Here is a 10,777-nt window from a genome sequence, read left to right as displayed (position 1 = left end):
TTTAGGTAGCGCCTCGGACGAATACTACTGGGGGTAGAGCACTGTTAAGGCTAGGGGGTCATCCCGACTTACCAACCCTTTGCAAACTCCGAATACCAGTAAGTACTATCCGGGAGACACACGGCGGGTGCTAACGTCCGTCGTGGAGAGGGAAACAACCCAGACCGCCAGCTAAGGTCCCAAAGTTATCGCTAAGTGGGAAACGATGTGGGAAGGCTCAGACAGCCAGGATGTTGGCTTAGAAGCAGCCATCATTTAAAGAAAGCGTAATAGCTCACTGGTCGAGTCGGCCTGCGCGGAAGATGTAACGGGGCTAAGCGATACACCGAAGCTGCGGCAATGTCCTTATGGATATTGGGTAGGGGAGCGTTGTGTAAGCCGTTGAAGGTGTGCTGAGAGGCATGCTGGAGGTATCACAAGTGCGAATGCTGACATGAGTAACGATAAAGGGGGTGAAAAACCTCCTCGCCGGAAGACCAAGGGTTCCTGTCCAACGTTAATCGGGGCAGGGTAAGTCGGCCCCTAAGGCGAGGCCGAAAGGCGTAGTCGATGGGAAACGGGTTAATATTCCCGTACTGCTGCTTACTGCGATGGGGGGACGGAGAAGGCTAGGTGGGCCTGGCGATGGTAGTCCAGGTTCAAGTGCGTAGGCTGATTTCTTAGGCAAATCCGGGAAATCAAGGCCGAGACACGATGTCGAGCCACCAAGGTGGTGAAGTCATTGATGCCATGCTTCCGGGAAAAGCCTCTAAGCTTCAGGTAAGTAGCAACCGTACTCCAAACCGACACAGGTGGTCGGGTAGAGAATACCAAGGCGCTTGAGAGAACTCGGGTGAAGGAACTAGGCAAAATGGTACCGTAACTTCGGGAGAAGGTACGCTGCCCGGGGTGAAGTCCCTTGCGGATGGAGCTATGGGCAGTCGCAGATACCAGGTGGCTGCAACTGTTTATTAAAAACACAGCACTGTGCAAAATCGAAAGATGACGTATACGGTGTGACGCCTGCCCGGTGCCGGAAGGTTAATTGATGTGGTTATCGCAAGAGAAGCCATTGATCGAAGCCCCGGTAAACGGCGGCCGTAACTATAACGGTCCTAAGGTAGCGAAATTCCTTGTCGGGTAAGTTCCGACCTGCACGAATGGCGTAATGATGGCCACGCTGTCTCCACCCGAGACTCAGTGAAATTGAAATCGCAGTGAAGATGCTGTGTACCCGCGGCTAGACGGAAAGACCCCGTGAACCTTTACTACAGCTTGGCACTGAACATTGAGCCTACATGTGTAGGATAGGTGGGAGGCTTTGAAGCGGCGACGCCAGTTGCTGTGGAGCCATCCTTGAAATACCACCCTTGTATGTTTGATGTTCTAACTTAGCCCCGTTATCCGGGGTGAGGACAGTGCCTGGTGGGTAGTTTGACTGGGGCGGTCTCCTCCCAAAGAGTAACGGAGGAGCACGAAGGTGGGCTAATCACGGTCGGACATCGTGAGGTTAGTGCAATGGCATAAGCCCGCTTAACTGCGAGAGTGACGGCTCGAGCAGGTACGAAAGTAGGTCATAGTGATCCGGTGGTTCTGAATGGAAGGGCCATCGCTCAACGGATAAAAGGTACTCCGGGGATAACAGGCTGATACCGCCCAAGAGTTCATATCGACGGCGGTGTTTGGCACCTCGATGTCGGCTCATCACATCCTGGGGCTGAAGTCGGTCCCAAGGGTATGGCTGTTCGCCATTTAAAGTGGTACGCGAGCTGGGTTTAGAACGTCGTGAGACAGTTCGGTCCCTATCTGCCGTGGGCGTTGGATGATTGAGGGGAGCTGCTCCTAGTACGAGAGGACCGGAGTGGACGAACCGCTGGTGTTCGGGTTGTGTCGCCAGACGCATTGCCCGGTAGCTAAGTTCGGCACAGATAAGCGCTGAAAGCATCTAAGCGCGAAGCTGGCCCCGAGATGAGTCATCCCTAGAGCTTCGAGCTCTCTAAAGGGTTGTCGTAGACTACGACGTTGATAGGCAGGGTGTGTAAGCGCTGTGAGGCGTTGAGCTAACCTGTACTAATTGCCCGTGAGGCTTAACCATACAACACCCAAGAGGTTTTGGGTTGGACTTAAAATAAGCCAGTTGATTGTGGCGAGAACGAACAGCTTTCTAGATTAAGTGTTTTGACTGAAAAGTGAAGACACACAAAATTTTGCTTGGCGACCATAGCGCTTTGGACCCACCTGATTCCATGCCGAACTCAGTAGTGAAACGAAGCAGCGCCGATGGTAGTGTGGGGTCTCCCCATGTGAGAGTAGGACATCGCCAGGCTTTGATTATAAATTGTGACTGTTGCTTGCGACTTTTGATAGCTGCGATGCTCATGTACTGACGTACACTGCGCGCCTCGCTTCAAAACTCCCGTCACACAGACACAATTTAAGCATCAAAGCGGATATGCGTAAGACTTTGATAAGAGAATACAGAGCCCTGACCTCACGGTCGGGGCTTTTTGTATCTTGAGGGTGTATCAGCCCTGCGCGTCTCGGTTCAACATCCTCATCGCATCAAATAAGATAACCTAATTAAAGCAGCTACATGTAAGACTTTGATTAGCAGAAACACCAAGCCCTGACCTAACGGTCGGGGCTTTTTTGTATCTTGAGGGTGTATCAGCCCTGTGCGCCTCGCTTCAAAATGCTCATCACACAGACACCAACCGACACTTTTTCCATATCTCTGACTACCTAATAGGTCGTATAAGGCTTGGATCGCCATGCTGAGTACTGGCTGACGTGGGTTTTATCCATTGCTGGATAGGCGTAAACACCTGATCGTACCAATGTCGTTATGCGTATTAAGACGAGGTTAGGAGGGACGTTTATGGTGACGCTATTTTATGACAGTTTGTGCCCGTTATGCGTCAAGGAAATGCGCAAGCTGTCACGTTGGGATAAAAACCAACAGCTCATACTGGAAGATATTCATCATTCCGATTTTGCAGCCCGTTTCCCCGATGTGGATCCCAAAGCCGCTAATCGCATTTTGCACGCCAAAGATAGTCAAGGACAGATGGTGTATGGTTTAGACGCAACCTATGCTGCATGGCACGCGGTAGGCAAGGGGTATTGGGTGAGTTGGTTACGCTGGCCCGTGATCGCTTGGTTTGCGGACCAAGCTTATTTGTTTTTTGCCCGCCATCGGTATCGGATCTCCGCATTATTAACCGGGCAGGCACGTTGCCAACAGTGCCAACTGAAATAAGGAAGGTTATGTCTTTGAGTGTGTTCGGCCATGATGACATCATGAGCATGGAAAAACGTTATCGTGCAGCCTTTATCAATAGCTTGTCAGGCTTTAAGTCTGCAAACTTATTAGGAACCAGCGACGCTGAACGACAAACGAACTTGTGTATGGTTAGCTCTGCTTTTCACCTGGGCGCGAATCCGGCGTTAATGGGAGTGATTATCCGACCTGATACCGTGGTGCGGGATTCTCTTGAAAACATTCGTCAGCTAGGTGTGTATACGCTCAACCATGTGAGTGAGGCGATGCTCACTGCCGCGCATCAGACATCTGCACGCTATCCTCACGACGTCTCAGAGTTTGATCAAGTGGGTCTGACGCCATTATGGCGAGAGCGCTTCAATGCCCCTTACGTGCAAGAAGCTGCGGTGCGCTTAGGATTAGTGTTGAGAGAAGAGCATACGCTGGCAATTAATGGTACACATTTACTGATCGGAGAAATCAGTGAAGTTCATGTGCCCGAATCGTGTGTCAAAGATGATGGCTACGTAGATATTGAACAAGCAGGCAGCGTTGCGGTTAGCGGTTTAGATAGCTACCACCGTACCGCACGCATTGGTCGGCTTAGCTACGCCAAACCGGATTGTTTCCCCGAGTGGCTTGATTAGCGGGTACGCGCCATGTAGTGGGCATCGACAAACTCGCCATTGCGAAACGCAAACTGTTTGGCGGTGCCTTCAATTTCAAAGCCAAATTTTTGATAGAGGTGGATCGCAGCCGCGTTATCCGTGTAAACGGTTAGCTCTATCCGTGATACGTTCAGCCAGTTTTCGGCTAAATCGATCGCTTTTTCCATGAGCGCACTGCCTATGCCGCGGCCTTGATAGGCATCATGAACGCCCATGCCAATATCTGCAACGTGGCGACGGCGAGAATTCGCGGCAATGACGAAGCCGAGATTACCGACCACTTTACCTTCCAGCTCGGCAACCAATGGGTATACGCCATCTGGTACGTTATTAAGCCGTTTTTCCCACATGGCGAGGCTTGGCATCGGCAATTGTAAGGTGCCTGCTTGAGCCTTGGGTTGCGCATAGATATCGCGTATCGCCGGAATGTCGTCAGCGTGGTATTGACGAATAATCAGAGACATAACACATCCTTGTGGTGAGCTTTCTCTCTAATAAGCCATGGAAGCAAAGATAAATCAACAGCTTATATTAATTAAGTCACTGATTATTCACTCTAAATGCAGATCAAGAGGGGTTTTACTCGCTCGCCCGCCAATTTCTCGGGTCAGTCGGGGGACCAAATAGCCGGAAAGCTGGCCGATAATGTCTTGCATTAAGGCGCGCGCTTTATCGTCTGAGACTAAAAAGTGAGCGGCGCCTTGGACTTTATCCAATACATGCAGGTAGTAAGGCAAAACGCCAGCCTCAAACAGCCGTTGGCTCAGTGCCACCAACGCATCCGCACTGTCATTTACGCCTTTGAGAAGCACGCTTTGGTTAAGCAGCGTGATGCCTGCTTGTCGCAGCATATGGAGTTTGTGGCTTAATTCTGCATTAATCTCATTGGCGTGGTTGATGTGGGTGACGAGTACCACTTGTAAACGTGACCGCGATAAGCGCTCGGTAAACGCAGAGGTGACACGAGCGGGGATCACCACAGGTAGCCGTGAATGAATGCGTAGCCGCTTAACATGCGTTATGTCTTCGATGGCGCTGATGAGCCAATCGAGCTCCTCATCTTTGGCCATCAGCGGGTCACCACCGGATAAAATCACTTCATCAATCTCTTGATGGGCGGCGATATAGTCCAGCGCCCCTTGCCATACGCGTTTACTGCCTTTGTTGTCTTGATAAGGGAAATGGCGACGGAAGCAATAACGACAATTGATTGCACAGCCTCCTTTAACGATCAGTAAGACACGGTTGTGGTACTTGTGTAACAACCCAGGAATCGCATTGTCTTGTTCTTCCAGTGGGTCAGCGCTGAACCCGTCAACGTCATTAAACTCGTCGGCAATGGGGAGGACTTGCTTTAGCAGTGGATCATCAGGGTTTCCTTTTTCCATCCTAGCCACAAAACTGCGTGGCACACGTTGGGCAAAAAGGCGACGAGCACTAAATCCTGCCTCCCAGTCGGATGGTGAAATTTCAAGCAGTTGCAGCAGTTCCTTGGGATCTGTGATCCCCTCTGCGAGTTCTTTGATCCAGTTTCGCTCAACAGCAGGCTGGATTCGGGTTATGATGTGCGACATTTGTGAAAACTCGAAGATGTTAAGAGGATCAAGATGGCGTCTTTCAGCACCAATGAATTCCGCGGCGGATTGAAAATTATGCTCGATAACGAGCCGTGTGTCATTACCGAAAATGAGTTCGTGAAGCCGGGTAAAGGCCAAGCCTTCAACCGGGTTAAAATCCGTAAGCTGATTTCCGGTAAGGTTCTAGAGAAAACATTCAAATCAGGTGACAGCGTTGAAGCTGCCGATGTGATCGATGTGGAAATGGACTACCTCTACACAGATGGTGAGTTCTATCACTTCATGAACAACGAAACCTTTGAGCAAATCGCTGCCAACGAGAGTGCAGTGGGTGATAACGTCAAATGGTTAGTTGAAAACAACACCTGTACACTCACGTTGTGGAATGGTGACCCAATCGTGGTTACCCCACCTAACTTCGTCGAACTTGAAGTGACTGAAACCGATCCGGGTCTAAAAGGGGATACCCAAGGTACTGGCGGTAAACCCGCGACACTGATCACAGGGGCCGTTGTTCGTGTGCCTTTGTTTATTCAAATCGGTGAAGTCATCAAAGTGGATACACGCTCGGGTGAGTATGTAAGCCGCGTAAAATAATTGGCATTTCGAATGTCCGAGAAAAAAGCCCTGACCGAATTGGTTCAGGGCTTTTTTATATGCTTAGATGCTATACGACAAGGACGAGTAGCGCAGCAGCGACACTGACGGCAAAGGCGATGGCATAGCAAACCACTTTCCCGGCCAGTCCCACGTGCAGCTTAAGATCATGTAAACCATGATGGATGCGATGCATGGCATGCCACATCGGTAAGGCAAGGGTCGCCAATATCAGTAACTTACCTAACCAGTGCTCCGCGAACATCATCACACGTTCGTAACTTAGGGCGGATGGATCGATGATCCCAAGTGGGATTAAAACACCCAAAATCAAGACAGTAATTGGCGTGAACATGGCAAACCATGTACCGCCTGCACCAAACAAGCTCCACCATACCGGCTCGTCGGAGCGCTTAGGTTTTAAATCAATCATAACGCCTCCTAAATGAGCACCAAGGCCAGCAACGAAATTACTGCAACGGCTCCCCATTGCGCCCCAATCACCCACTTGCCGTCGAGCAGTTTGCCTTTAATGCGAATCGGCATCACTTGCGGCATCATGCTAAAAAATGTCGTGGCATGAAACAGGCTTGCCGCTAGGGCGACCACGTTTAATAGGATCACCACAGGGTGGGCCATATAATCCAGCCAGCCTTGCCACGCTTGAGGGCCTTGTACGAGACAAATCAAACCCGCAGTGAGGCTCAGTGTGAAAAAGACCAAGGGCAGTACTGTGGCCTCGCGCACCATATAAAAGCGATAAAACGGATGATGCAGCCACCAAGTACGAGGCATGGGCCGCATATAAGGTTTACGGTTACTCATCCTGTTATCTCCTTGCCTTCTTTATTGGGGTTAAACATGGCGATCACCATATCTTGGGTAGAGGCAACCTTGCCTTGGTTGACCGCGCCCGCCGGGTCGACACCTTTCGGGCAGACTTTTGAGCAGTAGCCCACAAAGGTACATCCCCATGCTCCGTTATCGCTGTTTATCAGTGGCATACGCTCATGTTGTCCCCCATCTCGGCTATCGAGGTTATAGCGATGGGCGAGGGTCAGTGCGGCTGGGCCGAGGAAGTCTGGATTGAGGCCAAACTGCGGGCAAGCGGCGTAACATAAACCACAGTTAATGCAGGCGGCAAATTGCTTGTAGCGCGCCATCTGCTCTGGGGTTTGTGTGTTAGGACCATCTTCAGGACGACGGTCGTTGCCGAGAATATAAGGTTTGATCGCTTCCAAGCGCTCAATAAATGGCGTCATGTCGACAATCAAATCTTTTTCGATAGCAAAGTTTGCTAGCGGCTCAATCAGTACGCCGTTCGGGTAATCGCGTAAAAAAGCCTTACACGCGAGTTTAGGCACGCCATTGACCATCATGCCGCACGAGCCGCAAATGGCCATGCGACATGACCAGCGATAAGCCAATGACTTGTCGAGGTTGTCTTTGATATAGCCCAGCGCATCAAGCACAGAGAAGGTGTCGTCTCCGGGGACGACAAACTCCTGCGCGTAAGGTGCAGCATCTTTTGCGGGATCGTAGCGAAGGATAGAAACTCTATAGGTAGCTTGCGTCATTGTGCTTGCTCCTCTTGTTGCCCCTCACTGGCCGCTTGAGCCTGCTCCGCAGCATCACCATACAAGCGGTCTTTCGGTTGAGACTTGGTGATCTTCACGTCACTGTAATCAATCCGTGGGCCACCCTTGGGTTGGTAAAATGCCAAGGTGTGCTTGAGGTAGTTGTCATCATCACGGGTTGTGCAGCCATCATCAAGGCGTTGATGGGCGCCACGAGACTCGCGTCGCTGAATGGCAGAATGCGCCATGGCTTCGGCCACTTCGAGCCCGTAACCTACTTCGATGGCATACAACAAGTCGGTGTTAAACACACTGCCTTGATCTTGGATGCTGATCTGTTGATAGCGAGCTTTCAGTTCGGCGATTTTATCAATCGTGGCTTGCATTAGATCTTCGCGACGATAAATACCACAGCCGGCTTCCATGGTGTCCCCCAGCTCTTTGCGAATATCTGCCCAGTTTTCTTCGCCTTGATGGCTCAAGAGCTTATCAATGCGTGCTTTAACGTCTTGGATCTGGGCATCGATCGCCGCTTGATTCCATCCCGTAAACTCACGCGTACGTTGTGCGGCACCTTCTCCGGCGAGTCGACCAAATACGGCCAGCTCAGCCAGTGAATTCGATCCTAAGCGATTGGCGCCGTGCAGGCCGACGGAGGAGCATTCGCCCACCGCAAAGAGTCCTTTTACGCGGGTTTCGGTCTGGGCATTGGTTTCTATGCCCCCCATGGTGTAGTGGACGGTCGGACGAATTGGGATTGGCTCTTTGGCCGGATCGACGTTGACGTACGCTTTGGCTAATTCACAAATAAACGGCAACCGCTCTTGTAAGAAGTCTTCACCTAAGTGGCGCAAATCAAGGTGCACCACATCACCTAATGGATGCTTGATGGTGTTCCCTTTTTGTTGCTCGTGCCAAAAGGCTTGTGAGACTTTATCGCGCGGCCCCAACTCCATATATTTGTTTTTTGGCTCGCCCACGGGAGTCTCTGGGCCAAGGCCATAATCTTGCAAATAGCGATAACCATTTTTGTTGACAATAATTCCCCCTTCACCACGACAGCCTTCGGTCATCAAGATGCCAGTGCCGGGCAAGCCTGTGGGGTGATACTGCACAAACTCCATATCACGTAATGGAATACCATGGCGATAAGCCATCGCCATGCCATCGCCGGTGACGATGCCACCATTGGTGTTACAGCTGTATACACGGCCAGCACCGCCGGTGGCGAGCACCACAGATTTGGCTTTGATGCAGACCAGTTCACCTTCTGCCATATGCAGGGCAATGAGGCCTTGGATTTGGCCATCATCCACGATTAAGTCGACCACGAAGTATTCATCTAACCGCTGAATTTGTGGGTATTTAATCGAGGTTTGGAACAAGGTGTGAAGCATATGGAAGCCAGTTTTATCGGCGGCAAACCATGTACGCTCGACTTTCATGCCGCCAAAACGGCGAACATTGATGCTGCCATCGTCTTTACGGCTCCAAGGGCAACCCCATTGCTCTAATTGGATCATCTCTTCTGGGCAGTGCTTGACGAAGTAGTCCACAACGTCCTGCTCGCACAGCCAGTCACCGCCGCTAACGGTGTCATTAAAATGGTTGTCTAGGCTGTCTTCATCCTTGATGACGGCAGCCGACCCACCCTCTGCAGCCACAGTGTGTGAGCGCATCGGGTAGACCTTGGACACCAGGGCAATATTGAGAGACGGATCCGCCTCAGCGGCCGCAATGGCGGTGCGCAGTCCAGCGCCACCGGCGCCAATAACTGCAATATCTGTGGTGATGGTCTGCACGTTCATCCTCCAGTGTAGGGAAAGCCAGTGCTTGGCTTGTTTATTGTTCTGTCGACATGGTAGGCAATCCTCTCCGAGTAAAAATTGATTCAGTTGGGGAATTGCAGCGATTTTGCGGGCATGGGGGTTAAATTGCATAAAACTGTGAGGTGGGTCGTTAAGTGTCGGCGAACCATGAAAAAACAGCGTTTGCTTACAAACAGAATGCGCACAGTGATACGTTTATGTCGTGCTTCATCTTGGCGTGCTGGTTGTTATTCGCCAGCGTGACGCTAGACTGACGCCATTCGCGCAATGAGAGATTGATATCATGACTCAAGCCTGTTCATGGCAGCCAACGGCCTCAATGACACAGTTGAAAAAACGATCGGCCATTATTGCCCGCATTCGTCAATTTTTTGCTGAGCGTGCAGTATGGGAAGTCGATACCCCAGCGTTGAGCCAAGCGGCGGTGACGGATGTGCACCTACACAGTTTTTCCACCTTGCTGGTCGGCCCTGGCTTTGCCAAGGGGTTACCCTTGTATTTGATGACCAGTCCAGAATTTCATATGAAACGATTACTGGCGGCGGGTAGCGGCGCCATTTATCAAATCAGTAAGGCGTTTCGTAATGAAGAGGCGGGGCGTTATCACAATCCAGAATTTACCATGCTCGAGTGGTATCGACCGGATTTTGACCATCACCAGTTGATGGATGAAATGGATGCGCTGTTGCAAGCGGTACTCAGGTGCCAAGGTGCGACGCGAATGAGCTATCAAGCGGCTTTTCAATCATGCATTGGACTTTGTCCATTACGCGCGGATATTGACCAGCTACGAGCCCTTGCTGCCACCCAAGGGCTTGCTGATATCACTGAGGATGAAACCGACAAAGACACCTTGTTGCAACTGCTTTTCTCGGTGATGGTTGAGCCGAATATTGGTCAGCAGGCGCCGGCTTTTGTTTACGACTTTCCGGCATCTCAAGCCGCGTTAGCCAAAATCAGTGAGGCGGATCCACGTGTTGCACACCGTTTTGAGGTGTATTTTCAAGGCATTGAACTCGCTAATGGGTTCTATGAGCTTCAAGATGCGCATGAGCAGCGCCGCCGCTTTGAGGCGGACAATGCGATGCGAGTGGCAAGAGGTTTGCGCCCACAACCTATCGATCAACACTTACTCGCCGCCTTGGACGCGGGGCTGCCGGATTGTGCAGGGGTCGCGCTAGGGATCGATCGCCTTGTGATGCTCGCGCTCGGTTGTGATCACATTGATGCGGTGACCGCGTTTCCTGTCTCACGCGCGTAGCGCCATAAGAAAAACGCCACCTTGCGG

The 10,777-nt window shown here is 51.2% G+C and carries 10 protein-coding genes and 2 rRNA genes (1 of these 12 cut by a window edge); 6 read left to right on the top strand and 6 right to left on the bottom strand.

The features are described 5' to 3' along the window. The 4 genes from N7E60_RS12920 to N7E60_RS12905 all read left to right on the top strand — a co-directional run. Positions 1-2,074, top strand: a 23S ribosomal RNA gene (locus N7E60_RS12920) (it extends 814 nt beyond the left edge of the window). 115 nt (positions 2,075-2,189) lie between these two features. Beyond that, positions 2,190-2,305: ribosomal RNA gene (gene rrf, locus N7E60_RS12915) — 5S ribosomal RNA — on the top strand. Between the two features lie 552 nt (positions 2,306-2,857). Continuing rightward, the gene (locus N7E60_RS12910; protein ID WP_269597685.1) at positions 2,858-3,238 is read left to right on the top strand and encodes a thiol-disulfide oxidoreductase DCC family protein; all 381 of its coding nucleotides are present in this window, start codon (positions 2,858-2,860) and stop codon (positions 3,236-3,238) included. 8 nt (positions 3,239-3,246) lie between these two features. After that, positions 3,247-3,888 (top strand): flavin reductase family protein, encoded by a 642-nt coding sequence (locus tag N7E60_RS12905; protein WP_069586861.1) that lies wholly within the window; start codon positions 3,247-3,249, stop codon positions 3,886-3,888. On the opposite strand, the gene N7E60_RS12900 is transcribed toward N7E60_RS12905, so the two are convergent. Both N7E60_RS12900 and epmB read right to left on the bottom strand, forming a co-directional pair. Next, positions 3,885-4,373 (bottom strand): GNAT family N-acetyltransferase, encoded by a 489-nt coding sequence (locus N7E60_RS12900; protein ID WP_269597684.1) that lies wholly within the window; start codon positions 4,371-4,373, stop codon positions 3,885-3,887. The genes N7E60_RS12905 and N7E60_RS12900 overlap by 4 nt on opposite strands. A gap of 87 nt (positions 4,374-4,460) precedes the next feature. Further along, entirely contained in the window at positions 4,461-5,483 is a 1,023-nt protein-coding gene (gene epmB, locus N7E60_RS12895; RefSeq protein WP_077458294.1) for an EF-P beta-lysylation protein EpmB, read from the bottom strand. A gap of 33 nt (positions 5,484-5,516) precedes the next feature. Between epmB and efp the strand changes: the two genes are divergently transcribed. After that, positions 5,517-6,083: an elongation factor P gene (gene efp / locus N7E60_RS12890; RefSeq protein WP_069586864.1), complete on the top strand. Its 567-nt coding sequence runs from the start codon at positions 5,517-5,519 to the stop codon at positions 6,081-6,083. 70 nt (positions 6,084-6,153) lie between these two features. Here the strand turns inward: efp and frdD are convergent, their stop codons facing one another. From frdD to frdA, 4 genes are read right to left on the bottom strand one after another with little or no spacing between them, the layout of a single operon-like run. Further along, positions 6,154-6,516, bottom strand: coding sequence for a fumarate reductase subunit FrdD (frdD, locus tag N7E60_RS12885; RefSeq protein WP_077458292.1), 363 nt, complete (start codon positions 6,514-6,516; stop codon positions 6,154-6,156). A gap of 8 nt (positions 6,517-6,524) precedes the next feature. Further along, positions 6,525-6,908 carry a fumarate reductase subunit FrdC gene (gene frdC, locus N7E60_RS12880; protein WP_069589732.1) on the bottom strand — a complete coding sequence of 128 codons (384 nt, stop codon included), beginning with the start codon at positions 6,906-6,908 and terminating at the stop codon, positions 6,525-6,527. After that, entirely contained in the window at positions 6,905-7,660 is a 756-nt protein-coding gene (locus N7E60_RS12875; protein ID WP_269597682.1) for a succinate dehydrogenase/fumarate reductase iron-sulfur subunit, read from the bottom strand. The genes frdC and N7E60_RS12875 overlap by 4 nt, the downstream gene beginning before the upstream one ends. Continuing rightward, positions 7,657-9,462: a fumarate reductase (quinol) flavoprotein subunit gene (frdA, locus tag N7E60_RS12870; RefSeq protein ID WP_077458300.1), complete on the bottom strand. Its 1,806-nt coding sequence runs from the start codon at positions 9,460-9,462 to the stop codon at positions 7,657-7,659. Before frdA ends, N7E60_RS12875 begins: the two co-directional genes overlap by 4 nt. Positions 9,463-9,772: 310 nt before the next feature. Between frdA and epmA the strand changes: the two genes are divergently transcribed. Continuing rightward, positions 9,773-10,750, top strand: coding sequence for an elongation factor P--(R)-beta-lysine ligase (gene epmA / locus N7E60_RS12865; RefSeq protein WP_269597681.1), 978 nt, complete (start codon positions 9,773-9,775; stop codon positions 10,748-10,750). Positions 10,751-10,777 lie beyond the last annotated feature (27 nt).

It is taken from the genome of Salinivibrio proteolyticus (assembly GCF_027286365.1).
GTDB lineage: Bacteria > Pseudomonadota > Gammaproteobacteria > Enterobacterales > Vibrionaceae > Salinivibrio > Salinivibrio proteolyticus.
The sequence above is the reverse complement of the archived record's forward strand: the minus strand, read 5'-3'. Positions and strand labels throughout refer to the sequence as shown.

Bases quoted from the DNA above. Each gene is read 5' to 3' on its own strand.
- epmB (WP_077458294.1), bottom strand. From the start codon at position 5,483: ATGTCGCACATCATAACCCGAATCCAGCCTGCTGTTGAGCGAAACTGG.
- N7E60_RS12900 (WP_269597684.1), bottom strand. From the start codon at position 4,373: ATGTCTCTGATTATTCGTCAATACCACGCTGACGACATTCCGGCGATA.
- frdC (WP_069589732.1), bottom strand. From the start codon at position 6,908: ATGAGTAACCGTAAACCTTATATGCGGCCCATGCCTCGTACTTGGTGG.
- frdD (WP_077458292.1), bottom strand. From the start codon at position 6,516: ATGATTGATTTAAAACCTAAGCGCTCCGACGAGCCGGTATGGTGGAGC.
- N7E60_RS12905 (WP_069586861.1), top strand. From the start codon at position 3,247: ATGTCTTTGAGTGTGTTCGGCCATGATGACATCATGAGCATGGAAAAA.
- efp (WP_069586864.1), top strand. From the start codon at position 5,517: ATGGCGTCTTTCAGCACCAATGAATTCCGCGGCGGATTGAAAATTATG.
- epmA (WP_269597681.1), top strand. From the start codon at position 9,773: ATGACTCAAGCCTGTTCATGGCAGCCAACGGCCTCAATGACACAGTTG.
- N7E60_RS12910 (WP_269597685.1), top strand. From the start codon at position 2,858: ATGGTGACGCTATTTTATGACAGTTTGTGCCCGTTATGCGTCAAGGAA.
- N7E60_RS12875 (WP_269597682.1), bottom strand. From the start codon at position 7,660: ATGACGCAAGCTACCTATAGAGTTTCTATCCTTCGCTACGATCCCGCA.